Source organism: Methyloterricola oryzae (genome assembly GCF_000934725.1).
Taxonomy (GTDB): domain Bacteria; phylum Pseudomonadota; class Gammaproteobacteria; order Methylococcales; family Methylococcaceae; genus Methyloterricola; species Methyloterricola oryzae.
In genome coordinates this window covers 377,384-403,042 of the sequence record NZ_JYNS01000002.1, presented here as the reverse complement: position 1 = coordinate 403,042, position 25,659 = coordinate 377,384, and the positions used below count along the sequence as shown (strand labels likewise).

Annotated in this window: 24 protein-coding genes; 11 read left to right on the top strand and 13 right to left on the bottom strand. The window is 61.4% G+C overall.

Annotated features, from left to right (window positions below):
• The first annotated feature begins 30 nt into the window (after nt 1–30).
• From hpf to EK23_RS05535, 3 genes are all read left to right on the top strand, one after another.
• Entirely contained in the window at nt 31–324 is a 294-nt protein-coding gene (hpf, locus tag EK23_RS05545) for a ribosome hibernation-promoting factor, HPF/YfiA family (RefSeq protein WP_045224290.1), read from the top strand.
• A gap of 67 nt (nt 325–391) precedes the next feature.
• Entirely contained in the window at nt 392–1,249 is an 858-nt protein-coding gene (gene rapZ, locus EK23_RS05540; protein ID WP_045224289.1) for an RNase adapter RapZ, read from the top strand.
• Between the two features lie 44 nt (nt 1,250–1,293).
• Nucleotides 1,294–1,539, top strand: coding sequence for a hypothetical protein (locus EK23_RS05535; RefSeq protein ID WP_045224288.1), 246 nt, complete (start codon nt 1,294–1,296; stop codon nt 1,537–1,539).
• A 34-nt stretch (nt 1,540–1,573) separates the two neighbouring features.
• On the opposite strand, the gene pmbA is transcribed toward EK23_RS05535, so the two are convergent.
• The 4 genes from pmbA to EK23_RS05515 form a co-directional block, all read right to left on the bottom strand.
• Nucleotides 1,574–2,926 carry a metalloprotease PmbA gene (gene pmbA, locus EK23_RS05530; protein ID WP_045224287.1) on the bottom strand — a complete coding sequence of 451 codons (1,353 nt, stop codon included), beginning with the start codon at nt 2,924–2,926 and terminating at the stop codon, nt 1,574–1,576.
• A gap of 141 nt (nt 2,927–3,067) precedes the next feature.
• Nucleotides 3,068–3,295 carry a DUF2970 domain-containing protein gene (locus EK23_RS05525; RefSeq protein ID WP_045224286.1) on the bottom strand — a complete coding sequence of 76 codons (228 nt, stop codon included), beginning with the start codon at nt 3,293–3,295 and terminating at the stop codon, nt 3,068–3,070.
• 20 nt (nt 3,296–3,315) lie between these two features.
• On the bottom strand, nt 3,316–3,765 hold the full coding sequence (locus EK23_RS05520; RefSeq protein ID WP_045224285.1) for a hypothetical protein: 450 nt from the start codon (nt 3,763–3,765) through the stop codon (nt 3,316–3,318).
• A 24-nt stretch (nt 3,766–3,789) separates the two neighbouring features.
• The gene (locus EK23_RS05515) at nt 3,790–4,137 is read right to left on the bottom strand and encodes a hypothetical protein (protein WP_235281916.1); all 348 of its coding nucleotides are present in this window, start codon (nt 4,135–4,137) and stop codon (nt 3,790–3,792) included.
• Between the two features lie 264 nt (nt 4,138–4,401).
• Between EK23_RS05515 and EK23_RS05510 the strand changes: the two genes are divergently transcribed.
• Nucleotides 4,402–5,313 carry an ROK family protein gene (locus EK23_RS05510; protein WP_045224283.1) on the top strand — a complete coding sequence of 304 codons (912 nt, stop codon included), beginning with the start codon at nt 4,402–4,404 and terminating at the stop codon, nt 5,311–5,313.
• Here the strand turns inward: EK23_RS05510 and cysG are convergent.
• Nucleotides 5,310–6,716 (bottom strand): siroheme synthase CysG, encoded by a 1,407-nt coding sequence (gene cysG, locus EK23_RS05505; RefSeq protein WP_045224282.1) that lies wholly within the window; start codon nt 6,714–6,716, stop codon nt 5,310–5,312. The genes EK23_RS05510 and cysG overlap by 4 nt on opposite strands.
• 60 nt (nt 6,717–6,776) lie before the next feature.
• Here cysG and EK23_RS05500 point away from each other — a divergent pair, with 60 nt between their 5' ends.
• Complete coding sequence (locus EK23_RS05500; protein ID WP_045224281.1) at nt 6,777–7,007, top strand: sulfurtransferase TusA family protein; 231 nt, start codon at nt 6,777–6,779, stop codon at nt 7,005–7,007.
• Nucleotides 7,008–7,023: 16 nt separating this feature from the next.
• Here EK23_RS05500 and EK23_RS05495 read toward each other — a convergent pair whose 3' ends face one another.
• Nucleotides 7,024–7,674, bottom strand: coding sequence for a histidinol-phosphatase (locus EK23_RS05495; protein ID WP_045224280.1), 651 nt, complete (start codon nt 7,672–7,674; stop codon nt 7,024–7,026).
• Between the two features lie 161 nt (nt 7,675–7,835).
• On the opposite strand from EK23_RS05495, the gene EK23_RS05490 reads away from it, so the two are divergent.
• Nucleotides 7,836–8,369 (top strand): RNA pyrophosphohydrolase, encoded by a 534-nt coding sequence (locus EK23_RS05490; RefSeq protein WP_045224279.1) that lies wholly within the window; start codon nt 7,836–7,838, stop codon nt 8,367–8,369.
• Here EK23_RS05490 and cpdA read toward each other — a convergent pair.
• The 5 genes from cpdA to EK23_RS21525 all read right to left on the bottom strand — a co-directional run bounded on the left by cpdA (nt 8,363) and on the right by EK23_RS21525 (nt 17,003).
• Nucleotides 8,363–9,181 (bottom strand): 3',5'-cyclic-AMP phosphodiesterase, encoded by an 819-nt coding sequence (cpdA, locus tag EK23_RS05485; RefSeq protein WP_045224278.1) that lies wholly within the window; start codon nt 9,179–9,181, stop codon nt 8,363–8,365. The genes EK23_RS05490 and cpdA overlap by 7 nt on opposite strands.
• A gap of 47 nt (nt 9,182–9,228) precedes the next feature.
• Complete coding sequence (argA, locus tag EK23_RS05480) at nt 9,229–10,560, bottom strand: amino-acid N-acetyltransferase (protein ID WP_045224277.1); 1,332 nt, start codon at nt 10,558–10,560, stop codon at nt 9,229–9,231.
• A gap of 208 nt (nt 10,561–10,768) precedes the next feature.
• The gene (locus tag EK23_RS05475; RefSeq protein ID WP_045224276.1) at nt 10,769–12,397 is read right to left on the bottom strand and encodes a toll/interleukin-1 receptor domain-containing protein; all 1,629 of its coding nucleotides are present in this window, start codon (nt 12,395–12,397) and stop codon (nt 10,769–10,771) included.
• On the bottom strand, nt 12,394–13,980 hold the full coding sequence (locus EK23_RS05470) for a tetratricopeptide repeat protein (RefSeq protein ID WP_145998567.1): 1,587 nt from the start codon (nt 13,978–13,980) through the stop codon (nt 12,394–12,396). The genes EK23_RS05475 and EK23_RS05470 overlap by 4 nt, the downstream gene beginning before the upstream one ends.
• A gap of 38 nt (nt 13,981–14,018) precedes the next feature.
• Entirely contained in the window at nt 14,019–17,003 is a 2,985-nt protein-coding gene (locus tag EK23_RS21525) for an autotransporter outer membrane beta-barrel domain-containing protein (RefSeq protein WP_158002452.1), read from the bottom strand.
• A 15-nt stretch (nt 17,004–17,018) separates the two neighbouring features.
• Between EK23_RS21525 and EK23_RS23620 the strand changes: the two genes are divergently transcribed.
• Both EK23_RS23620 and EK23_RS23615 read left to right on the top strand, forming a co-directional pair.
• Nucleotides 17,019–17,513, top strand: a complete 495-nt coding sequence (locus tag EK23_RS23620; RefSeq protein ID WP_158002451.1) for a hypothetical protein — start codon at nt 17,019–17,021, stop codon at nt 17,511–17,513.
• A gap of 292 nt (nt 17,514–17,805) precedes the next feature.
• On the top strand, nt 17,806–17,994 hold the full coding sequence (locus EK23_RS23615; protein WP_158002450.1) for a hypothetical protein: 189 nt from the start codon (nt 17,806–17,808) through the stop codon (nt 17,992–17,994).
• Between the two features lie 224 nt (nt 17,995–18,218).
• On the opposite strand, the gene EK23_RS05460 is transcribed toward EK23_RS23615, so the two are convergent.
• On the bottom strand, nt 18,219–18,743 hold the full coding sequence (locus tag EK23_RS05460; protein ID WP_145998566.1) for a FecR family protein: 525 nt from the start codon (nt 18,741–18,743) through the stop codon (nt 18,219–18,221).
• Between the two features lie 1,487 nt (nt 18,744–20,230).
• Between EK23_RS05460 and EK23_RS05455 the strand changes: the two genes are divergently transcribed.
• Both EK23_RS05455 and EK23_RS05450 read left to right on the top strand, forming a co-directional pair.
• Entirely contained in the window at nt 20,231–20,647 is a 417-nt protein-coding gene (locus EK23_RS05455; RefSeq protein WP_145998565.1) for a hypothetical protein, read from the top strand.
• A gap of 56 nt (nt 20,648–20,703) precedes the next feature.
• Nucleotides 20,704–21,825, top strand: a complete 1,122-nt coding sequence (locus tag EK23_RS05450; RefSeq protein WP_145998564.1) for a hypothetical protein — start codon at nt 20,704–20,706, stop codon at nt 21,823–21,825.
• Between the two features lie 317 nt (nt 21,826–22,142).
• Here EK23_RS05450 and EK23_RS05445 read toward each other — a convergent pair whose 3' ends face one another.
• Nucleotides 22,143–22,367 (bottom strand): DUF465 domain-containing protein, encoded by a 225-nt coding sequence (locus EK23_RS05445; RefSeq protein WP_045224271.1) that lies wholly within the window; start codon nt 22,365–22,367, stop codon nt 22,143–22,145.
• Between the two features lie 753 nt (nt 22,368–23,120).
• On the opposite strand from EK23_RS05445, the gene EK23_RS05440 reads away from it, so the two are divergent.
• Nucleotides 23,121–25,655: a metallophosphoesterase family protein gene (locus tag EK23_RS05440; protein ID WP_045224270.1), complete on the top strand. Its 2,535-nt coding sequence runs from the start codon at nt 23,121–23,123 to the stop codon at nt 25,653–25,655.
• The last annotated feature ends 4 nt before the right edge of the window (nt 25,656–25,659 follow it).

Sequence of the window (25,659 nt, the reverse complement as noted above, 5' to 3'; positions counted from 1 at the left end):
CACTTATCCGAACTGACAGGAGCGAATACCATGCAAATCAGCGTAACCGGCCACCACGTGGAAGTCACCGAGGCCATGAAGAACTATGTGGACGAGAAGTTCCAGAAGCTGGAGCGGCATTTCGACCAGTTGATCGACGTGCACGTCATACTATCCGTGGCTAAGCTGGCGCAGAAGGCGGAATCGACGGTGCAGGTGAATGGCGCCAAGCTCTTTGCCGAAGAGACCCAGGAAGACATGTACGCCGCCATCGACGGACTCATCGATAAGCTGGATCGCCAGATCATCAAGCACAAGGAAAAGCTGAGCAGCCACGGCCGCTGAAAGCCGCCGCGACGGGACTAGCCACTGACCTGCCGACGCACGGGAACAGGCAAGCCGGAAAGCCGCCATGAAACTCGTCATCGTCAGCGGATTGTCAGGGTCCGGCAAGAGTATCGCGCTGGAAACCCTGGAAGACTGCGGATATTACTGCATCGACAATCTCCCGGTGGCCTTGCTGGAGTCCTTCGTGCGGCAGGCCATGCTGACCGACCAGGGCACGTTCCAGAAAACCGCCCTGGGCATCGATGCCCGCAACCAGAGCGCCAGCCTCAGCCAGTTTCCGGCCACGCGCGCCATGGTCGCCGCGTCGGGGATCGACTGCGAACTGCTGTTCCTGCAGGCGGAGCCCTTCGCCTTGCTGAAGCGCTTCAGCGAGACCCGCCGCAAGCACCCGCTGACCGACGCCACCCATTCCCTGTCGGAAGCCATCGAACTGGAATGGCAGTTGTTGGAGCCGGTATCCCAACAGGCTGACCTGCTGCTCGATACCACCTACACCAATGTTCACCAGCTTCGGCAGTTGATCCGTGACCGCGTCGGCGCGCGCGAAAAACGGCTCATGTCCCTCTATTTCCAGTCCTTCGGCTTCAAGAACGGGATTCCCCTGGACACCGACTTCGTGTTCGACGCCCGTTGCCTCCCCAACCCGCACTGGGAACCGGCGCTGCGCAGCAAGACCGGCAAGGATTCGGAAGTGATCGAGTTTCTCTCGAAAAATCAGGATGTCTGCGAATACCAGGACTACCTGACGTCCTTCCTGGAAAAGTGGGTACCCCGCTTCGAAGCGGAGAACCGCAGCTACCTGACCATTGCCGTTGGCTGCACCGGCGGCCAGCACCGCTCGGTCTATCTGATCGAACAACTGGCACGGCATTTCCGGGCCTCGCCCTACGACATTCTGGTCCGGCACCGCGAACTGGGGTAGAGGAGCCCGCTGTGTCTTCTGGACTCGATTCCAAAAGCCGGGGAATGCCCCCAAAGAAGCGCGGCTTGGGCCGCGGGCTCGAGGCCTTGCTGACCGATGTGCTGATCAAGGTTGAGGCGCAGGACGGTGATGCGGGGGAACTGGAGCACGCCGGGCCGGCGCTCCGGGAAAGCGGCGGCGCCGGCCAGGAAATCCCGGCTTTACAGCAAGAAAGGCTGGCTCTGCTCGAGGAAGCGGAAACCCTTAGGGCCCTGATCGAAGACCTGGAGAGACTGGCCCGCGCCGACTAAGGCGGCGAATCAGTCGTCGCCGAGGGCTTGCGGCTCAGTTACCTGCCACGGTCATACCGGACAGCAGGATGGAGCCGGTGTGAATGCTGCCGCGGCGGTCCACATCGCTGCCGATGGCCACGATATTACGGTACATGTCGCGCAGGTTCCCGGCGATGGTGATTTCTTCCACAGGATGTGCAATCTCGCCATTCTCCACCCAGAAGCCGGCTGCGCCGCGGGAATAATCTCCGGTTACCAGGTTGACGCCCTGCCCCATCAATTCGCCCACAAGAAGGCCGGTACCCATTTGCCGCAGTAATGCCGGCAGGTCCGACTCACCGTGATCGACCATAAGGTTGTGCACGCCGCCGGCGTTGCCGGTGGTCTGCATGCCCAGCTTGCGCGCCGAGTACGTGCTCAGCACGTAGGATTTCAGTACCCCAGCGGTGACCAGGTCATGGGCCCGCGTCGCCACCCCTTCGCTGTCATAGGGCGCGCTGGCCAGACCGCGGCGCATGTGCGGCTGTTCGGACAACCGGACGAACTCCGGGAACACCGGCTTTTCCAGCGAATCCAGCAAGAACGAGGACTTGCGGTACAGATTGCCACCACGGATGGCGCCGAGGAAATGCCCGAGCAAACCGCCTGCCACGTCGGCAGCGAAAATTACCGGACACTGGCGCGTGGTCAGCGAGCGCGCATCCAGGCGCCGCACCGTGCGGCGCGCGGCCTGCTCGCCCACGGCGGAGGCCGCCTCGAGGTCTTCGCGGGCCCGCGCCACGGTCCACCAGTCGTCCCGCTGCATGGAATCGCCACTCTCGCCGATGACGGAACACGCGATGCTATGCCGGCTGGTGGCGTACCCGTGCAGGAAACCCAGGGTGTTGCCAAGCACCCGCTGACCCGCATAGGTGCTGACGCTCGCGCCTTCCGAATTGACGATGGCGGGGTGGAAATCCCGCGCCGTTGTCTCGCATTCCAGGGCCAGGGCTATAGCATCCTCCGGCGACAATTCCCAGGGATGGTAAAGGTCCAGTTCGGGGAAAGTGGTGGCCAGGCAGTCCTGATCGGGCAGTCCGGCATAGGGGTCCTCCGCCGCGTAGGCGGCGATACGACAAGCGGCGGCCACGGTTTCGGCCACCGCTTCGCCGCGCAGGTCCGTGGTGCTTGCGGAACCCTTGCGCTGACCAAAGTAGACCGTAATCCCCAGACCCTGGCTACGATGATGCTCGATGGTCTCCACGTCGCCGAGGCGGACATTGACGGACAGTCCGCGGTCCACGCTCAATCCCGCCTCGGCCGCGCTCGCGCCGCGCTTGCGCGCTTCCGCCAAGGCATCGCCAACCAGTTCCTGCAGGCGCGCAAGTTCGCCCTCGCTTCCAACGGATTGAGCAAGATTCGTCACGCTAAGTTGACCTCATGAAAGACACGACTGAAGGGTGAAGGGATGGGCCAAGCGGCCCAATAAGGCAAAGTGCCCAGCGGGACAGGGATCGGTTCCCGCAGGGCAATTCCACTTAACGGGTGCTGCGGAAACACGGCAAGACTAGGCCGATGCCGCCCCGATCACCAGTTTGACCAGCATGTACAGCGTTATTACGAAAAGAATCGTGGCGACGATTCCGACCACGATGAAAGTGCCCGCGGAGCCGCCGGCAAAATCCCGTTGCCGGTTTTTCTCGCTCTGCACGCCAAAGCCGGCAGCCAAGACGCTACCGATGACCTGAAACAAGTTCGGTCGCCCTGGCTGTTCCGGTGTCTTCTGCTCGTCCACGGCTGCAATACTTTGGCGTATCAAGAACCGGAGGAAACCCGATCACCGGCGGCACCGGCTTTCTTGAGCATGTAGTATTTGGCCCCGAAGGCACCCGCCACCACCAGCAGCGCGATGAGGATGGCCAGAACATTACTGCTGATGACGTCCTCGTCGACGTTCAATCCGTAGGTGCGCAAGTACGTGGCCAGGAAGTAGAGCGTCTGCACTGTGCAGATGGACAGGCCGAAAGAAACCAGGAACTTATCGATGACCTTGTATTCCGTGAACTGGATGTGATCCAGGAACAACTTCATGATGGCGTAGCCGGGAAGGAACATTTCGAAAAGGGTGATCAGCAGGCGTTCCACGTAGTAGAACGGTGAACTGGTGGTAAAGACCGAGAGCAGTACGACGAAAATCGCGCTGAATGCGCCTATCCCCATCCACAACTTCTTGTCCAGTTCGGTGAAAGTCAGAAACTTATTCATCTTGCCGCCTCGTAATGTTTGTAGTTATTTTTTTTTGAAGAAGTAGAAACCTTCCAGTCCGCCCTGGAGGATCATGCTGTCGCCGGATTTCTCGTAGACCTTGTAGTCCAGGGTCTTTCCGGGCCGGCCCGGATTATCGGCCTTGATGATGCCGTCGACCACGTCGTACTTGAACTGCTGCGTGTCGTTGCCGCCAAAGTGGCGGTTGAAACCGGATGTGACCAGCGTGCCGTCGGCACGAAAGTCCCAGGTACGGTTTTCAGGTATCTTGGCCTTCTGAAGGCCTGGCGCAACCGCCTCGAGCAGCCACTGACCCTGAATCTCGCTGCGGTCCTTCAATGGCACCTCGGCGGACGCGGAGGACGTAATCACTAAAAAGAATATCGCGGCGCCTGCGGCTCCTAAGCCCCGAATCGTCATTGCACCCTCCTCAGACATGGCAGTTAGAATTATGTTCCCGGTTCCGAGCCGCCCATGTAGGCTGAAAACCGGCGGCGAGGCCGCTGAATCGTGCGTGATTTTTACATCATTCCCCGCCGCATGGCAAGGAAGCCTGTGCGCTCAAGCACATACAGGGCGCGCTGGTGGCCCCATCGGCCGACCCGACTTAGAATGCAAGCGACCTCGGAGGAAAGCATGAGAATTGGCGTCGACCTGGGCGGCACCAAGATTGAAGTGATCGTACTGGACGAGGCCGGCCGCGAGCGCCTGCGCCGAAGGGTCGCGACGCCCCAGGACCGGTACCTTGAAACCCTGGAGGCTGTCCGCGACCTCGTGCTAGACGCCGAACAGGAACTTGGCACCCGCTGCCCTGTTGGCATCGCCACACCCGGCGCGCTTTCCAAGGCCAGCGGCCTGTTGAAAAACTCCAATTCCACCTGCCTCAACGGCAAGCCCCTTAAAGACGACTTGGAGTCCCTGTTGCAGCGGCCCCTGCGCATAGCCAACGACGCGGACTGCTTCGCCCTGTCCGAGGCGACCGACGGTGGCGCGGCCGGCGCCTCCAGCGTCTTCGGCATCATCCTCGGCACCGGCGTGGGCGGCGGCATCGTGGTCAACGGCAGACTCCTCACAGGCCCCAACGGAATCGCCGGCGAGTGGGGACACAATCCCCTGCCCTGGCCCAAACTGGACGAGTACCCCGGGCCTGAGTGCTACTGCGGCCGGCGTGGATGCATCGAGACCTTCGTCAGCGGTCCCGGCCTGGCTCACGACCATGCCCGGCGAACCGGGTGCCCGCTCGAGGCCAAGGACATCGTCCAGCGCGCCGCGTCAGGGGATGCCGCGTGCGCCGCGAGCATCGCGCTCTACGAGGAACGCCTGGCGCGGGCCCTGGCCCATGTCATCAACCTGCTCGATCCGGAAGTCATCGTGCTGGGTGGCGGTCTGTCCAATTGCGAGCGCCTGTATCGGAATCTGCCCACTCATCTGGCGGCCCTCGTCTTCTCCGACCGCGTCGACACCCGCATCGTGCCTCCGCGTTTTGGCGACTCCAGCGGTGTGCGTGGCGCAGCCTGGTTGTGGGAGTCATCCCCCCTGAGCCGCTAGGCGCCGTCGGTGTGGAACCAGGCCAAGCGCTCGTGCAGGCGCACGACCTGGCCTATGATCACCAGGGTCGGGGCCTTGATGTTCCGCTCGGCCACCTTCCCGGGCAGGCTCGCGAGGGTGCCGGTGACCACCACCTGATGGCGGGTGGTGCCCTGCTGTATTAGGGCGGCGGGAAGATCGGGGGCGCAGCCGTGCGCCTGCAGCGAGTCGCAGATGGCTTCCAGCCCTTGCAGCCCCATATAGATCACGATGGTCTGCTGCGGCACCGCCAGGCGCCGCCAGTCCAGGTCGATCACCGTGCCGTCCTTCAAGTGCCCGGTTACGAAGGTGCAGGACTGCGCGTAATCGCGGTGGGTCAGGGGAATGCCGGCATAAGCGGCGCAGCCCGATGCCGCGGTAATGCCGGGTACGACCTGGAATACGATCCCCTCGGCCATCAGGGTCTCGATTTCCTCGCCGCCGCGCCCAAAGATGAACGGGTCCCCGCCCTTGAGCCGCACGACCCGGCGCCCCGACTTGGCCAGATCAGCCAGCAGGCGGTTGATCTGATCCTGGGGAAGGGTATGCTCGCTGCGCTGCTTGCCCGCATAGATCCGCTCGGCGTCCTTGCGAACCAACGCCATGACCTCGGGCGAAACGAGGCGGTCGTAGACGACGACATCGGCCTCCTGGATCAGACGCAGGGCGCGTACGGTTAGCAGATCCGGATCCCCCGGCCCGGCACCAACCAGGTACACCATGCCCGCGGCGGCGGAACTGCCGGAGACTGCCGCAGCCAGATCGCGTTCCAGCACGGCTTCCGCTTCTCCGGAACGCCCGCTCAACACCAATTCCGCCGGCGTGCCCTGCAAGGCGCTTTCCCAGAAGCGGCGACGCCGGGAGGGGTCCGTAAGGGCCGCCTTGACCTGGCTACGATACCGCTCCGCCAGCCGCGCCAACTCGCCAAATCCGGGCGGAATCAGCGCCTCGATCCGCCCCCTGAGGAGCCGGGCGAGCACCGGCGAGACCCCGCCTGAGGATACCGCCGCCACCACCGGCGAGCGGTCGATAATGGCCGGAAAGATAAAGGTACAAAGCTCGGGACAGTCCACCACGTTCACTGGCAGGTTCAGAGCAACCGCAGCGCGGTAGACGGCCTGGTTGACGTCCGCCCGGTCGGTGGCGCTGATCACCAGGCGAAACCCAGGCAGCTCGGAGACATATGCGGCGAATTCGCCGGCCACCCAATGTATATGCCCGCCTTCCGCCAACTCGGTCAAAGCGGGGCACAGGGCGGGGCTGATCACGGTCACGCTGGCGCCCGCGCGGCGCAGGGTATCCACCTTGCGCAAGGCCACTTCTCCGCCCCCCACCACCAGGCAGGGTGCATCGGTCAATTTGAAAAACAGCGGCAGATAATCCATGGGTCGCGGCATTTGTTAAAATCCGATCCACGATGCGATGCAAAACATGCTCTTCTTCCCATGTCTGACTTCGACCTTGAACTTGATACCTGCGGTCTCATGTGTCCCCTGCCCCTGCTGCGCCTGAAGAAGGCGCTGCACGGGATGGACAGCGGCCAGGTGGTCCGGGTGCTGGCCACGGACCCGGCGTCGGTGCTGGATTTCGGCGTGTTCCTGGAACAAACCGGGCACACACTGCTGGTCCGCGGCGAAGATTCCGGCGTCCTTCACTACATGATCCGCAAGAGCTGAGACGCCGGGCTCCGCCTCAACGCAGGCTGATCACCGGCCAGCCCTGTTCCTGCGCGTAGGCCGCCAGGGTTTCGTCGGGGTCCACGGCCACCGGGTTGGAGACCACGGACAGCAATGGAATATCGTTGTGGGAATCGCTGTAGAACCAGCTGCCCTCAAGGCCGCACTGGTGCTCCTGCAGCCATGCCTCCAGCCGCTTCACCTTGCCCTCCCGAAAGCATGGCTCGCCGACGAAATCGCCGGTATAGCGCCCATCCGCCAGTTCTGGCGAGGTGGCTATGAGATGCTCGATACCATAAAGGCCGACAATGGGCTCGGTCACGAAGCGATTGGTGGCGGTGATCACCAGGGGCAGATCACCCCCCGCGCGGTGCCGTTCGATCAGGTCCTGCGCCGCCGGCAGCAGGATCGGCCTGATCTTCTCCAAGATGAACTGTTCCCGCCAATCCAGCAAGACTTCCAGCGCGTGTTCGGACAGGGGCTTCAGGGCGAAGCGCAGGAACTCCCCGATATTCAGCCTGCCGGCTTTGTATTCCTGGTAGAAGCGGTCGTTTTCGGCAAAATAAGCCGGCTCAACCACGCCCTGCTCCACTAGAAACTCGCCCCAAAGATAATCGCTGTCGCCGGCGATCAGGGTGTTGTCCAAGTCGAAAATGGCCAGATTCATGCAAACTCAGTCGGATTCAGGCACGTCCGCAGCGTGCGCGCAGATAAGCGCCCAAGCGGTGGCAAACGCAATTGATTTATGAAACAATGTGGTCGTTCGGGGATACACGAACAGGGCAGGCATTATAGCATTCGAGGACACCAGCCGGACTGAATCCTGACATGATCGACTCGGAAGGTTACCGCCTCAATGTAGGTATCATTCTTTGCAATGACGACGGCCGCGTGTTTTGGGCCCGCCGCGCAGGAATGCGTTCGTGGCAGTTTCCCCAGGGCGGCATCAAGTTCAACGAGGATCCGGATAGCGCCATGTTCCGGGAACTGTACGAGGAGGTTGGCCTACGCAATTCGCATGTGCAGGTCATCGGCAGGACCAACGAGTGGCTGCGCTACGATCTGCCCGAGCGTTACATTCGTAAACATTCCCAACCCCTGTGTATCGGGCAGAAGCAGCTCTGGTACATCCTTCGCCTCAACGCCGCCGAATCCAATATCTGTCTGAATTGTTCCGACAAACCGGAATTCGACGCCTGGTGCTGGGTCGACTACTGGCATCCCTTGACCGACGTGGTCTACTTCAAGCGGGAAGTCTACCGCCAGGCGCTGACCGAACTGGGTTACCACTTGATTCCGGCCCAGGTCCCGGTGAGCGCGGTCGGCTTCCTGTCCGAGGAACGCAAAGCGGATTCTCAATAACCCGGCGCTGCCAGGTTGAGGCCAGAGGGCAAACTGGCGAGCCGAACCACGCCCGTTGTCACTTCGCCGTCCGGGTGCAGATCCAGCCAACGGTATCCGGGGGCCGCCGCGTCCAGCGCAAAGTCGGAACTGCCCGGCTTGAACTGGAAGCAAGTGGACGGACAGGCGAGCAGGCGCAAGTTCTCCTCCTGGACATCCATGGCTTGGTGCACATGGCCAAACACGACCACCCGCACCCGCTCCCGGTTCTTCAGTAAGCCAATGAATTCCTCGCCGTTGCCGAGCCGCATGGTATCCAGCCATTGGCTACGCGTGGGCAGCGGCGAATGATGCAGGCAGACCAGGGTATGAAGGCCCGCCGCGGAATCCAGTGCGGATTCCAGGAAGGCCATCTGACCGCTGCGCAGATAACCGCCGGCCGAATCCAGCACCGTGCTGTCCAGGCAGATGATCTGCCAGGATCCCAGCAGTATTTCCCCTTCCAGATAAATGCGGTCAGCCGCCAGGTGAGACTGCATCAGTTCCAGTTCATCATGATTGCCTGGAATACAGCACACCGGCACTCCCACCGCCTGCAGATACCCCTGTAACCGCCCGTAGACCTCCGGGCTTGCATCCTGCGCAAGGTCACCGGTCATCAGGATCAGGTCGGCGGGACCATGGTCCCTGGAAGCGGCATGCAGGACAGATGTGAAGCTTTGCTCCGTGTTGATGCCCATCATGGTCTCGGCCGGATCCCGTAGCAGGTGAAAATCGGTCAACTGCAGTACGCGGATCGGTCCTTCGTGGCTGGCGTGCAGGACGTTGCTCATAGGCCTGGCAATCCTTTGATTACGTAGCGGATATGATGGACGGCGATTCAGGGCTTGTCCAAGTGTTTGACCAGTATCTTGGAATTGCGCCGGTAATTGTAGAGTGCCTGACGCTTGACGGGCAGATCGCCGATGCGGGCCGGATCATAGCCGCGCTCCCGGAACCAATGGATGGTCTGCGTGCTAAGCACGAACACCCGCTCCAGTCCCAGACGGCGTGCCTTGGCCTCCAAATGGCCGAGCAGGCGTTCGCCGCGCTTTTCCCCGCGATAATCCGGATGCAGGGCCAGGCAAGCCAGTTCGGCCATTTTCTCCTCGGCGAAGACGTGCAACGCGCCGCAGCCGACGATCAAACCGTCGCGTTCGATCACGCTGTAGGCAGTGATTTCCCGCTCCAGGTTCTCGCGGGTGCGCGGCACCAGCACGCCGCTTTCCTCCAGCGGGCGGATCAGGTCCAACAGGCCGCCGATGTCGTTGATCGCCGCGGGGCGCATTTCCTCGAAAGGCGTGGAGCTGACCAGGGTGCCCACGCCGTCACGGGTAAAAAGCTCCAGCAGAATCGCGCCGTCGATGTGCCGATTGATCAAATGGGCCCGCTGCACGCCGGACTGCGCCGCCACCACCGCCGCCTTCAGGTGTGGATACATCTCTTCCTGCAAGGGGAGAACGTTTTGCAACAGTTCCCCGGCCTCCCGTGTGGTGAGTTGTTGCAGCGGTTTGCCGTCGGTCGGGCTGCGGCAATCCTGCTCCGCCAGCAGGAGCAGTTTGTCTGCCCTGAGGGCCGATGCCACCGCCGTGGCGACTTCCTCAGCGCTGAGGTTGAAAATCTCCCCGGTCGGCGAATAGCCCAAGGGCGACAACAACACCACATTGCCCTGGTCCAGGCTTGCGCGGATGGCTTCGGCGTCCACCCGGCGCACTTCGCCGGTGTGGCCGAAGTCAACGCCATCGCGGACACCCAGAGGCTTGGCCACCACGAAATTGCCGGAAGCCACGCGAATCCGGGCCCCTGCCATGGGGGAATTGGCCAGGCCCATGGACAACAACGCCTCGATCTCCACCCGCACCGTGCCGGCAGCTTCCTTGACGCATTCCAGGGCCACGGCGTCGGTCACGCGCAGTGCACCCACATAGCGCAGCTCCGCGCCCATGGCGCGCAGGCGCTGCTCCACCTGAGGCCTGGCGCCATGCACCAGCACCAGGCGGATGCCCAGGCTGTTGAGCAGGGCAAAATCGTGGACCAGGTTGGCGAACAGGCCGTCGGCCAGGGCCTCGCCGCCGAATGACACCACGAAGGTGCGGCCCCGGTGCGCGTGGATATAGGGGGATGAATCGCGGAACCAGCGGACGAAGGCGGAATGTTTGGTGTCGTGGGTCACTTCGGCGTAGGGTCGGAAGGCGCGAAGCTCGGGGCTTCAAAGACTCAATTGTGACACGGGATGACAGTCACGCGCGAATTCGTGCCCCCGTCGGATGCAACTTGGGCCGCTCAAGCAAGCCAGGGATTCAGCTTGGATACGGTCTGAATGCCTTGAGCGGGCCGACAATTGACGGAACTGGTTCGCATGGATCGGCAGCTCGCTTTCTTTAAACGACGGCTCGCAGTTCGACCTCGGCAATTGCCTGCGACACGCGCTCCACCAGCCTCTTCGCGAACTCCGGCTCGCGGATGGCGTCGATGTAGTTGATACCGTCATAGGCGTTTGGTATGGCGATGGGCTCTTGCGAGCGCATCACCGGCACGATGAGGTTTTTCAGCATTACATACATCTTCAGCGCCTGCTCCATCTCGTACTTGCACACCGGCTTGGAAAAATAGTCCCTGGAATAGATCGGAACGAACACTCGACTGCTGTTCACATCGTGCGCCACCCGGGTCGGCCAGTCGTCGCCGAGGCGGATGCTTTCCTTATCGAAGAATACCTTCAATGGCGAACCGTCGGGCTTCCGGGCTTGGGTCCGCAGGGGCTCGACCACGTTGGCGGCCACCCAGGCGATATGTTCCGGCTCGGTGCGCGAATAACTGATGAACACATCGTAATCGCCCGTCGACTCGATCCGCTCGGCGTGGAACAGGGCCCATTGCAGCCTCCGCTTGAGGTAAAGCGCGGTCATCACGCTGGCCGCGACAATCCCTGCCGCGACCAGAGTGACCATTGGATAAATGAAATTAAGCGAGCGCAGAAACCAGACGACAAAAATCAGTCCCAACAGCGCGAGCGCGCCGCCGGCCAGGGGCGCCAGGCTGGGATAGCGGCTGCGCAAGGCCGGCGAGCGCAGATACAGGAACCTGGCCAGAAAACAGGCCAGACCGGACAAACCCAGCGTGTAGGCCACCAGCAGCCAGGGTTCGACCTTGAGTTCGGCGGTCGAGCGCGAAATGCGGGCTGACAAGGCCCAGGCCAGCAACTCCGGACCGGGACGCTTGAGTTCCTCGGGAAACTCGGCCGGAGGCTTTTCTTGGGGGTTTCCGACGATCAGCAGCTTTCCGTTCAGGTCGGGCTTGGCTGGCTTGCCCGATGTGTCCGCCAACCGCGAAAGAGTACCGGCCTCGAAACGATAGGCCTGCTGCAGGAAGTCCTCGCGCGGCCCGACCTGGATCACGATGGAGCGCTGCGAGGACACGACGGGGTACTGGAAGAAGTCCTCGGAAATCTTGATGGCGACAGCGGGGATGGATACACCGTCGCCGATATCCAGATAGGCATCGTACTTGGCGGTTTGCCACAGCCATTGCATGAGGGTATGGCCGGAACCGTCCAGCACGTCCTGGTAAAGCGACTGCGCATGTTCGTTCAGTACCATGTAGTCCGGGTTGAATTCGGTGGTGCCGGGCTGGAAGGGGTCGACGGCGGCGTAGACCTTGGTTCCGCCGTCCTGCACTGCCTTGATGGCCTGCGTTAATTGCTCCAGGCCAGTCTGGGAGGAGCGGATGCGGATGTCGAGCAGCAGCACCATCGGCCGCCCGTACTGGCCGGACGCGATCAGGCGCAGCAGGGACGACAAGCGCTCCCGGTAGTTGGCCAGTTCGCTCTCGGCAATGGCCGCCGGCGACGTGAGGCCGAGGAAGACGATATTGCTGGCCAGGGGCGGCGGCGGAGACAGCTTTCCGGCCACGTACCAGTCCACATGACGCCAGGGGGTCAGAAGAGCGATCGCGGCCATCAGGCCCAAATAGGCGAGCACATACCAGGCCAGACGCGGCTTGGCTATCATGGGGCGATTTGCAGGCGCGCCTCCACCTGCTCCGCCCGCTTCTGGTAGTCGGCCGCCTTGCCCTGATCGCCTTCCTTCCGCCAGGCCTCGGCCAGACTGCGGCAGGCGATGGCAATGGTGCGGTCGATTCCCGAGGGATATAAACGCAGCGCCAGGGCCAAAGCCTCTTCCTGCTGCTTGATGCCCAGCTTGCATTTACCCAGCCGGCACAGGACGCGGCCCAGGTGGAAATGGCTCTCGGCCACTGTGGGGTGGCGTCCATCCGGGTACAGCTGGCGACGGAGGGTGAGCGCCTGAGTGTGGTACTGCTCGGCCTTGACCAGATCCCCGCTCTGTTCGTAAGCGATCCCCAGACGGTTGTAGCTGACGCCCAAATCCGGGTGACGGCCGGCGGGCGGCAGGGCCTTGCGGATTTTCAGGGCGCGCTCCAGGTATTCGAAGCCGCGTTCCTTGTCGCCGCGCTTCAGATAGGTTTCGCCCAGGTTTTCGTAATTGCCGGCCGCCGCCTGGCGATTCCTGTCATCCGCCGGCAGCAGTTGGTTGGTCTTGATCGCCTTCTCGAAGTACTCGATGCTGCGGGCCATGTCTCCCAAACCGCGGTAGGCCAGTCCCAGGTTGTTGTAGTTGTGCGCGATGCGGCGCTGAATGCCTACCGGGTAGAGTTCCAGATTGATGCTCAAGGCGCGCTGCAGCGCCTGGATCGCGCCGCGGAAGTCGCGCAACTGGTAGCGGGCGGTGCCCAGGTTGTTGAGCATGCGTGCCTCCCAGGGCTTGTCATTGCGCGCCTGCGCCGCGGCGGCACCCTCGCTGAACTGAGGCGCAGCCGATTGCGGGCGCCCCAAGGAGATGAAGATGGAACCCAGATCGTTCCTGGCGGCCTCGATCAGATCGAAATCTCCACCCGCCAGCGCGCTTTCCAGCTGAGCGCGGTAGTGGTCTTCCGCTTCCTGAATCGTGGCAAAGCTCTGCAGCACCGATTCCTGCTGCAAGGCATAGCTTGCTTGCGAGGCGATGCCGGGCTCCAGGATCTTGATCGCGAGCACCTCGCTCTCGCGCGCGCCTTCGTTGATGCGCACCTTGCCTGTCTGCCCGATGCGCAAGCGCCCTTCCTTGAGGTCCGCCTCGACGTCTCGCCCGGGATCGACTTTCAAGGTGAACTCGGTCCCGCGCACCAAGCCCACGAAGCCCTTGAACTCCACATTGAAGAAATCCAGCAACTTGCTGACGTGGAAACGCGCCGTCCCGCCCAGGACCGAGTGCATCTCACCCCGCGCGCTGGTGGAATCCACCCGGTAGCGCGCTCCGGGCGAGAGGGTGCACTCGGTGCCATTGGGTGATTGCAGACGAAACACGGTGCGCGTGGGGACGATCATTTCGGCTCCCAGCGGCAGGAAATCCTGCTCGGCGATGGGACGCCGCACCGGCTGTTCCAGTTCGGGCATGACCAGGGTGACTTCCACCGGCTCGCCCGTGCGGCTGCCGGCCACCCGCACCTCGATGACCTGGATCTGCGAGGGTTCGGCCCGAGGCTCTCGCAGGGCCATCAAGCCGAGAACCGCTGCGGCGAACGCGCGCCGTTTCATTCCGAGCCTGATACCGCCCACCGGCATGACCTGGCGGTTCACCACGCGTAGCGGACGCCGGCGCTGATGAAATGGGCCTGCTGACCGCCGCGAATTTCGCCGTTGTAGTCCAGGTAGAAGTTGAGCGTGTTGGCTGTCAGGAGGGCCAGGCTGGCGCCGACGATGCCCGCGTCGCGCTGATTGGGACGGTCTGCCGTGCTGAGCAACTGAGGTTGGTTGTCGGACCGGCGCGCACCCACCGCATCCTGCAAGGTGCCGAAATCGTGGTCGTAAACGGCCCGCAGCTCGAACTGCGCCTTAAGCCCCTCGATCAGAGAGCGCTCGTATCGGCTTCTTACGCCCACCAGGGTGTCGAAGGTATACAAGGTGCGGCCATCGACGGAGAGGTTCTGGCCATCGGCATTGGTGCCCGATTCTGTGAGGGGGTTCTGCCGCATCCAGCCCAACTGCACGCCGACGATGGGCTGTATCGCGACGTCGCCTGATCGGAAGCTGTAGCTCAGTTCGGTGTAGTCGTTGACGCGGTTGCCGTAGGTCTTGCTGTAGGCCTGCCGGGCATCGCCGGCGGCGATCGAGCGCTGTGCCGTGTAGGTGTCATTGTCGTAGGCCAGCACGCTCTTGAATTGCCAGGCGCCTGAGGTGAAGGCGCCATACAAGCTGACCATGGCGCTATCGGCGCTGCCGTTGCTGCGCGCGGCCTGCTGCAGCGAGACGTCGGTGTGCCCGGCGAAACCGGCAATGCCAACGGACACGCGCTCGCTGACCTGCAGGTCGAAGCCCATGACGGAGCCCGCGGTTCCGGCATCATAGCCGGGCGAGAATCCGTCGCCGTCCGCCGTGGAGATCATCCCGATTCCGCGCGCCCAGAAGCCCAGGCGATTGACCGGGCAGTTCTCGCCCAAGGGCGCATCCAACCGGCCCCCGACCATGCGCAAGAGGCCCGTGATCAACTGCCGCGTCACGTGCTCCGGTGCGGATACCGGGCTGGAAACGGACTCGAGCTTCAAGTCGACGCGATCAGCGAAGTAGTTGAGCGAAGGGGTCATCAGGCGCAGCGAGGGTATCGAGAGCGCATTGGGAATGCTCAGCTTGCCAAACTTGCCCGCGACGCCACCGGCCGCTTGCAGGATGGTGTAGCTGCGCGGGGCATAGGTTCCCGCATTGGCGACCACGTTGACAGCGGCATTGCCCAGCGACGCCTGGCCTGTCGCGTTCAAACGGCTAGCCCGCGTGGGACTGATCTCCACCTGGAACGTCGACCCACGGTTGAAGGCGACATCGCCATTGACGGTGAGGGTGCCGATCGACCCGCCGGGCGCAATCGTGCCAAAGTTGTTGACGCTGCCGATGATGGTGCCGTGCCCGCTGAGGATGCCGGTCGGATCGACCCGCACCGGGCCGAGGATGGAGGCGCCGTCCTGCTCGGCGGTACGGCCGTGGGCGGCGTCGCCCACTTCCAGATTGCCCTCCTGCACCACGGTCAGTCCCGTGTAGGTGTTGTTGCCGTTGAGGATGAGGGTGCCGCCGCCGAGTTTGGTAAGGCCGCCGCTACCATTCAGGGATTGGGAGAGGGTAAAGGTGTGGGCGGCATTGGCGATGTCGAAACCGCCACCGCCCTCACCCCAGTTGATCGTGCGCAGCGTTGAATTGAAGGAAGTCCCGGTAATCCGAAGCGTCCCGCCGTCGAAATTCAGCGCACTTGCCGGATCGCCCAGGCTGTCATCCGACGCCACGCTCAAGGTGCCGCCGGTCAGGATTGTGCCACCGGTATGGGTGTTCGACCCCGACAGAATGAGCGTGCCCTCACCCGCCTTGGTCAGGCTGCCCGATCCTGTCACCGTACCGGCATACGTACCGTCGGCGCTCCCCTCGTCGAAGACCAGCTGCGTATCCTGCGAGGTGCTGACGTCGCCTTGCAGGATGGTGCTATTGCCCTGCAGGATGCCGCCCAGCACCTCGGTGCGGCCAGTGAAGGTATTGGCGCCTGTCAGAACCAGCGTGCCGTCACCCAGTTTGGTCAGGCCGCCGCTGCCGCTGAGGACCTGGGAAACGGTGAACGTGTTGGCCGCATCGACGATGTCAAACGCCCCGCCCGCAGCGCCCCAGTTGATCGGGCGGGCGGTGGAGGTAAAGCTCGTGCCTTCGACGCGCAGGGTGCCTCCGTTGAAGTTAAGAGGCGCCGAAGCCGCGCCGAGATTGGCGTCGGACCTTGCACTCAGCGTTCCCTCATTCAGGTTGGTGGCGCCGCTGTAGGTATTTTGTCCTGTGAGCGCGAGCGTGCCGGCGCCCAGTTTGGAAAGTCCGCCGCTGCCGCTGAGAACCTGGGAAACAGTGAAGGTGTGGGTGGCATCAGCAATGTCGAAGCCCCCTCCCCCGGCACCCCAATTGACGGTGCGCGGCGTTGCGTTAAAGGTCGTCCCGGTCACCTGCAGCACACCGCCATCGAAATTCAGGGGACTGGCCGCGCCGCCCAGGCTGGCATCCGACGCGACACTCAGGGTCCCGGCGGCCAGGGTCGTGCCGCCCGTGTGTGCGTTCGAGCCCGACAAAATGAGTGTGCCTTCGCCCTGCTTGATCAGGCCGCCGGCTCCCGAGATCGTGCCCCCATAGCTTCCCGTATTCACCTGATCGAAGATGAGGCGGGTGTCCTGCGCGACACGGATGTCGCCTTGCAGGCTATCGGAATTACCCTGCAACTTGCCCTCAACAATGGAGGTGCCCCCCTGATACGTGTTACGCCCGGTCAGAACCAGGGTGCCCGGTCCCAGTTTGGTGAGCCCGGTGAGCGCCACATCGGGCAAATCGTCGTTGCAGGTCGCATCCTCACAACCCTCTGGCAGAACCCCCAGGTCCTGCGAAACCGTGAACGCATTGGCGGCATCGGCAATATCGAAGCTTCCCCCGGCTTGCCAAGTGACCGGATGCTGGCCCAAATTCGTAAATGACTGACCTGTAATCCGCAGAATGCCGTTGTTGAAATTCAGACCGGAGTTGGCTTGTCCGAGGTTTGCATCGGAGGACACGCTCAAGGTGCCGCCTTGCAGATCGTTGATTCCAGAGAAGGTATTTTGACCGCTGAAGCTCACATTACCCAGAATGGAGTTGCGGCCGTTCCCACTGATCGGCGCACTAAATACGAGCGGGTCGCTTGCCCCTGTGTTTCCGAAGACCGCATTATTGTTGTTGACGAGAGTGCCATTGAAAGTACCCCCGTTAAAAATCAATGTTCCGCCGGCGCGATCATCCTGGGGCCCGAGCAAACCGAGCGTCATTGTGCCGGAAAAGCTGCCGCCATTTTGGGTGAAAATGCCATTCCTGATATTCAGGTCTGGAACGCTGAGAGTTCCATTGGCACCCAGCGTATACTTGGCGCCAAACCCCAGAGACGGGCCCGTCAGGCTCATGGTGTTCCCGACGCTGAAGAGGCCGCCGCTCTGAACAACACTGCCCTGGTCGATCGTCACGTTCGCGGCCGTCACACTGCCGCCGCTCTGCTCCATTCGTCCGGACGAAATACTCAGCCTCCCCACTGAGAGGGTCCCTTCGCCAGACAAGGAATACTCGGCAGATGGGCCCTCAAGGCTCAACGTGTCATCGACGCTGACGATGCCGCCGCTGTGAGAAATCGATCCCTGGCCTACCGCCATCACACTCCCCGCGCTTAGGGTGCCGCCGCTAACTTGGAGAGCGCCTGAGTCCCCAAGCACGAGCAATTGACCTGCAAACGCTTCAGGCGGGTCGCCTCCTCCATCGATGAGCGGGAAATTGAATTGCCCCTCGTCTGTGCCGATTTCGGTTCGATCAGTCTCTGCTTGGGGAATTCCGTTGTTCCAGTTGTCTGGATCGTTCCAAGCGTTCTGGTCAGGAAAAACACTGGGGCCCCGCCAAGTCGTCGCGGCGGCGGCGCTGCTGATGCCCATCCTGACCGCGAGCAGCAGAATGGTGAAAAGCAACCCGGTGCGCGAAAACATTGTTAGGGTGGGTATTGCTGTTCTCGAAAGGGGCAGGGGATGAGACGGACGCGACTGGCACCGTTCCTTATGATGCTGGCAGGGCTCTGATAAATAAGCTTGCTCCATTCCCAAAGCTAAGAGACTGGGCTTCCGATCTCGATCGGTTCTAATGCTCCTCATTCCTGCTCTGCCCCCGCCATCCTGAAACGTTGTTGTTCTTAAGTTCGAAAACCCTGGCCTTGGTCCAGACCGCCTGGACCTTTCCCAATTCAGGTCATGGAAGTTCTAATCGGCACAGGCTCCGCTGCATTGTGCCGCAGCCCCAACGGGAGATTGCGGCAAAGCTGCCCGCCAGCGCGTGACCTCATCGAGTTCACGGCCGGATAGCCTGCGTACGCTCTGCACCCCATCCTTGGTCACGATCATCTGATAGCCTTGCGACACAGCAATGCGCTGCGGCTGGATCAGTTCCAAGCTGCCCTCGAGTACCGTCAAAACAGACTGCTCGGAATCCACGCGCAGGTTGAATCGCGCATCGCTGTTCTCCCATTCGCCATGCGTGGAACGGATGCGGGTACCGCATTGTGAACTGGGCTCCTCGTAAGCCTGCCCTTGGAAGTGCTCCCTGACCCATATCAGGCACCGCGTACCCTCCCAAAGCAGTTGGAACACCGGGTCCGTATTCTGATCGAGTTGAACATAACCGTCGGACAGAAAGTCCACGTAAGCCGTACTGTCCTTGCCAGTCGTGACACGATCCCCGTTTGCCACGAGTTGGCCGTCGCGCGCCGGCGCTCCATTCAGACTCACATTGGCCCCTCCTACACGCAGCCGCGCCACGGTGCCTTGTCCAGGGAGATAAGCGACCGAGGAGCATCCTGCGCTGAACGTGACCAGAATTCCCAAGACCCACAGTGCTATCAGCCGCACGAAAAGCGATTCAGGCGTAACAACTGAGCAAAGCCTGCACGTTGCTTCGGGCTGTCGCCGTTCCAAACTGAATACGCGTGCGGGCACCTGAAGCAGGGAGGACAGGCATCTAAAAAGACGTGAAAGAACCGGCCCTAAGGCGATTGGAGGCGAACTTCGATGGGCCGCGCGGTCACTGGCATGCCCAGTCGGTTCTTCTGGAGACACATTGAACTCGAGCACACAACCTCCCTGCGAAAATAAGGCTGATCAGCAAACTCGAACGTCAAGGTATAAGCAATCACCCTTACTCTTCGGCAGAGCAAGAAAAATCCCTATGCAGTTACTTCACCCGTCACGAAAGCCAGTTTGCATCAAGGCACATTAGTGGATCACAAGTTAACAGCGATGACAATCTTCCAAATGGCGCATAAGAGTTGGCTGATATCATCAGTGCAATTGCAACTTTGAATGTTGTCTCTATATATGGGAAGAGCAGGCCCCTCATGAATATAATCCTTATTTCTGTTCATAAAACCGGATTCAGCGGCGCAATCAGATGCCTTTTTTAGGCCGCCCTCTTGCGCGGACTTGAATAAAGTTGTTACTCTCGGATCCGTCAATCTTCTATAGTATATTTACTACGAAAACTGCTCAGGCATCCTTCCTGAAGCAGTATCGTAATGCTCGTATGTAATTAAGAGCATAAAGATCCAAAGGCGCTTATAGCGCGCTGAATTCCAAGCTCACAAAAGCTAAGGATTAGGGATGGACGAACAACAATATTCATGGACTGCCGCCCTATCGGGCGCTTATTACAACCGAGGCGACGCTTCTTCTCTCTATGGGGCTAAGGAAAGGAGAAGAATGCCGCCGCTTGTGTTGCGAATTCAGCACACTTCCCCTAGCTCGCCCATACCTGTCAAAGCAGTTCTATGTAAATCCAGCCAACCTTGACAAAAGTCGATTTTGTCGCTGGGGCAGGACTTCGGCATGAGACGGTTCAGAAATAGCAGGCGATGGCTTGGCGGCGCTTCGACCGAATCTGAAATTCCGCAATCCGGCAAATGCGCTCCGAGCCAGCCAGATAGTGTGGGTAAGCTTTACATGAGAAACTCCTAATATTTCTCAGCACCCAATACGGAGAATTCCTTGAGACTCGGTCAAAAAAAAGGGTCTAAAGTTAGCACGCTGATTGATAAAGCGTCTTTTCAAGCTCAGGGGTTCTTAAACCACCTTCAAGGGCTTAAATAGCCTTTAAAAACGTTATGCCTTGATAGTTTAATGAACAGGATGGGAGGAATAGGATACTAACAAAAAGCATGGCACTAATTCCGTCTTTGGCTCAAGTTCGCGATACGTAAGTTCAACACGGGAGGTAACCTACGATGCATTCAAGAGTAACACCAATCAAAATGGTGGCAGGTACATGCCTTATTGGGCTGTCCTCGCTAGTGTTCGCAGAAACGGCACCCGCACTGCAGGCATTGGAAAAATTCAAATCGGCCTCGCAGGAATTGGTCAGGCTTCAGTCCGGCATCAAGGATGCCGCATCCGCCAAGGCGGCCCAAAAAAAAATTGATGCCGCTACCAAACGCCAACAAGCCGCTGATGCAAACTTGACCGAGGCCATGAAAAAGCTTGATCCAGGAAACCAGCAAGACGCGAAATTGATGGAAAGAATTTATACCGATATGCAGGCGCAGAACGAGGCAGTTGCCAATGCGCAGTTGAAAGCTATCGACGTTCAAAGCGCCGCTGCCGAAAAGGCGGCTGCGGCCAAGGCCGCGCACCAGAAGCAGTAGTGCCATTTCGCTGCGAAGGAAAACGCCGTAATTAAAAAGAGACGAGGAGAAAAACCATGAAGCTTTTGATGCGCTTTCTTTGTAGTGTGGGACTTGGGGTGTTCTTGGTGTTGTGCGCGTCTGCTGCCTATGCAGAAAACGACTTCTGCTGGAAGGATTCCTACCCTCGTGGGGTCGGTGAGGTTCCCAAGGCATGTGCTCCCGGCCAGGAGATGATTGGTCTGCTCTGTTACGACAAGTGCCCTGCCGGAATGGCGCGCTTTGGCTTTGACTGTCATTCCGTCTGCCCTCCCGGACTAACGGATCAAGGCCTGTTTTGTCGTGCGGCCGAGTATGGCCGTGGCGCTGGCTACCCCTGGAAATTCGGCGATGGGCTTAACGACAACGGCATGATTAACCGATGCGAAGGGGCGCAAGGCAAGGGAAACTGCGAAAAGTGGGGCGCGATGTACTATCCGAAATGCAAACCGGGCTACACCAATGTGGGCTGCTGTATCTGCCGCCCGGCGAATACGCCCGACTGCAGCGCGCTCGGTTTGAACCCCGGGGTGGATCTATCCTGCGCCAAAAAAGTGGAGATCGGGAATCCGGTTACCGGGGTGTGTGCGAACGGAGAGCAGAAGGACGCTGGACTTTGCTACACCGCCTGCCAGCCGGGTTATGACGGGGTTGGGCCGGTGTGCTGGGGTCAGCCGCCATCAGGCTGGGTTCAGTGCGGCATGGGCGCGGCAAAAGACGAGAAGACGTGTGCCTCCAAGGTCTTTGGTCAGGTGGCATCCGTCGGTCAGATGGCGATGTTCGTGGCGACATTCGGGTCGACCACGCCACTGACTGCGGGCATGAAAGCGCCTGAACAAGCCAGTCGGCTTACCAAGCTGAAGCAGCAATACAGTGCGATGAAAGTGGCGTTTGATAACCTCAAAAAGACAAATTCCGCGGTCGCTACGGCGGTAAAATCTCTTGACGCCGCCAACAAGGGCAGAAAGGGTTATGTCGCAATGGAAACAGCCTCGAATATCGTCACGGAAGAAGACATGGCGCGACTGGCAGCTCAGATTGCGAGCATTCTGGATCCAAGTGGCGTCTCATCGACAGTGGCCGCCTACACGTACCCGAAATGCAGCAAGTACGGGTTTTCGCCGACCGGAGCTACTCCGGCACCGACAACCGCACCTTGATTAAGCGAGAGCGGTAGCATGCAGATCTGCAATCCCAAGCCCCTGCATTTGACTCCAACAATGGCTTGGCTTTGGGGCTCAGCATACTGTCAGGGTTCAATTCCCACGTTGCCGCTGCCTAACGCTTATTGACCCAATGGCGACCCTCCCGGGTCGCCATTGTTACCTCTAAGCCATGCTTTGGCTCTGGATTGGAACCCACTGGATGTGCAGGATTTCGAACGGGTCTCGCTTTCCAGCGGACATCAGGAACCCTTGACGCTACTCAAGCCCAGGCTGTCGCCGCCCGAAATGCGGAGGCGCGCAAAATGTCGCCCTCAGGCGTCCAGATCAGGAATCAAGGCGCTCTCGGCTCTCGCAATGAGGTCCTTCAAGAGCAGCTTTTGCTTCTTGAGGCGACGCAATTCCAATTGATCGGCCCAAGGGTCCTGTTGCAAGCGCTCAATTTGTTCGTCCAATTTGCGATGCTCCACGCGCAGCAGGCGCAAAGTGTCGGATCGCCGGAATGTTTCGGTTTCGACATTGGGAGGAAAGTGATCCATTTTGCTTTAGCGACGCCGATAGTGTCTCACTGAACTCATTCTACACGGCAACATTGGCCGATGTAGCATCACGGATCTAGATTCCTGCAAGGTCGAGCAGCAAGCTGAATTTTCTGGCCGGTTCTTGCAATAAGCCGCCTTTTCTGGCAGCAGCGGAAATTTCCCAACTTGACAGCCAAAATTCTACGCGCCTACAGTGGCATCCGCGCCACGCTACAGTTCTAGTTCGTGTGGATACCTGCGAGAGCCTCAAGCACGCTCAAGGGTCCTCTCCACTCCCTCCTAACCGTCCATGGCTGTCTGGGTGGCCTCTGCCCAATGCCAACCAGCCAGTAAACGCGACAACGGCGATTCCGAGAAGACCTAATAAGGCAAAGATCGAGAGAAGGAAGACCGATACAAACAGAGCGACGAAGCAGAGTACAAATAGGGCCTTGCCAAGCATGGTTCTTGGCTGAATCCTGACCCAGATGATCCTCACACCATAGGGGGATCCGGTCATCAGCTGAAACCTCGTTCGGGGGACGGACCCCCGGACCATACCTGGACCGAGTCAGACTGGCAACCGCCACTGACAAGTCTGGCTGGATTGAGACCAGCCGTGACTTTGATGGCAATAATTGCAAGGGAGAGGGAAGGACTATGGCGCTATCGGTGATGGGAAGACTGGCAGGACGCGCTTCGCGCATGACAGAGCTCGCGTCAATTGGGACGGGCTCTCTGAGGATTTGTCAGGACGGGAGCCGCTGAGCCATGCCCGGCGCGACCCTTCCCCGTGTGCTGGCCGGACCCATCGTCCGCCGGGTCGAACCGAACGCCTGCAGCGTCTGGCTGGCCACCAGCGAGGCCACCGACGTCACCCTCAAACTCTACGCCGGCACGGCCATGGCGGCCAGCGCGGGCGCTCCCGTCGCATCTTCGCAGGCCACCAGCCTGCGCCGCTTCGGCGAACACCTCTACGTCGGCGTCATCCAGGTCAAGCTGGACGCGGCTGCCGGCAGTCCGCCCCTGACCCCAGGGGGCCTGTATTCCTACGATATCGCCCTCAGCGGCTCTTTCGGCAGCAGCGACCTGGCCGGGGAGGGCCTGCTGGAAGATCGGCCTGCCGCCGAAGGCCGGCCCGCGCAACTGGCCCTGGGCTATGTGACGGGCCGCCTGCCCTCCTTCGTCGCAGCGCCCGCCAGCATCGATCGGCTGCGCCTCGCCCACGCCAGTTGCCGCAAGTCCCACGGCAAGGGCCCGGACGCAATGGCCTGGCTGGACGACACGATCGCCGATGACTACGCCAACATGGCCGACAAGAGGCCCCAACAGCTCTTTCTCACAGGCGACCAGATTTACGCCGACGACGTGCCCGCTTGCCTGCTGCCCATGCTCAACCGCTTGGGGAGCGACCTGCTCGGCTACGAGGAATTCGTCACCCTGCACAACGCAGACGGTAGCTGGACCGCGGCGCTGCGCGGTAATCTCCGCCATCTTCCCACCTATCGCCGCCGCAAGCTGATCCGGGAAGCCGCTCGCATGTCCACCACGGACGCGGACAGCCATCTCATCACCTTCGGCGAATTCGCCGCGATGTACCTGGCCGCCTGGAGCCCGCGCGTGTGGCGCGAACTGGCGCCCAGTGCGGAGATATTCGCGGCCATTGACGCCAGTCTGGCTCCCGAGCACAAGGCCATGCTCATGGACTGGGAAGCCTGCTATCCGGGCGGCAGTACGCCCCAGGAAAACTGGAAGAAGGCACGCGGCGAAGGGATCGAAAAGGAGCGCGAGCGGGTCATTGCCTGGCGCGACGCCGTCTCCAAGGTAGCCCGGGTGCTGGCCAACGTCGCCACCTATATGATCTGGGACGACCATGAGATCACCGATGACTGGAACCTCAACAAGCGTTGGCGCAACCGGGTTTTGCGCACAGCCCTAGGCAAGGACATCATCCGCAACGGTTGCATGGCCTATGGGCTGTTCCAGGGCTGGGGCAACGATCCCGACGCCTTCGCCAAAGCGGACAGCCCCAACAAAAAATTCATCGACGAGACCGCTGCCTTGCTGGGCCAACCCCCCACCGCGGCGCCGGCGGACACCGGGGCGGATGAGACCAGCAACCTCAGCCGCCTCAACGTGCTGTTCGGCATCGCCGGCGAGGACGCCGGCAAGCAGGTGGTGTGGCACTACCGGGTGGCCGGGCCCCGCCATCTGGTAATCGTGCTGGACACCCGCACCCGCCGCGGCTTCCGCGGCCAGGGCATCGCACCGGCCAGCCTGCTGGGGGACTCCCTGGGGGCGCAGGTACCCGCAGGCCCCCTGGCCGACGGGCGCGAACTGCTGATCGTGGTGTCGCCGGCTCCGGTGCTGGGCCCGCACATCATGGAGCAATACGCGGCCCCCATCTACGAGATGGTGGCCGACTACAAATACGGCATCGAACACCTGCAGCGGCGCGGCGACAAGCCCTGTGAGCCCGGCGGCAAGGTGACCGGAGTGGAAGACGCTGACGCCGAGAGCTGGGGCGCCAATGAGCCTGCCCGGGAAGAATTGCTGAAGCGCCTGGCCAGTCATGGGAAGGCCATCATCCTGTCGGGCGACGTTCACTACGCCTGCAGCCTGACCCTGGACTTCTGGACCGGCATCAGCCCGACGCCGGCGCGCATCGTCCAGCTCACCTCCAGCGCCAGCCGCAACAGCTTCAGCGATCTGGTCGAGGCGGTCCTGCGGAGCAATGCCCTGCTGCAGATCTATCAGACCGGTATCGCCCCGGAACGCCTGGCCTGGAACGCCAAGGCGCCCATCACCCTGCCGCCGGGGGCGAAGATCTCGCCCGGCAAGCGCTCTCGGATGCGTCGTTCTCCCGCCCTCATTTCGACCCGCGGCTGGCCCGCCGGCGCCGGCATCCCGCCGGACAAGCAGCCGGACTGGCGCTGGCGGCTGAAGCTGGTACGCGACGAGCGGCCGGAGACCAGCCTGCCGCCGGACGTCCAGCGCCCGAAACTGGCGGCGGCGCAGGAGCTGGTGCCGGCTAACGCCGCCTCCCATGTCGCCGCCTATCGTGCCGTGGCGGCCCGCCACCAGAGCACCGCCCTCACACAGCGCTTCCGCCAATTGCGTCAAATGGTGTTCACCACCAACATCGGCCTGGTGACCATAATCGGCTCCGGACCCAGCCTGCAGGTCGTGCACACCCTCCTATCCCAGGAGGGGGAAGCCCTGCCCAACGGCGTGCCTAACACCGTGCATGCCATTCCCCTGACCGCCACCGGCGATCCAGCGCCGGTCCTGCAGAGCGGAGGATAAGGGC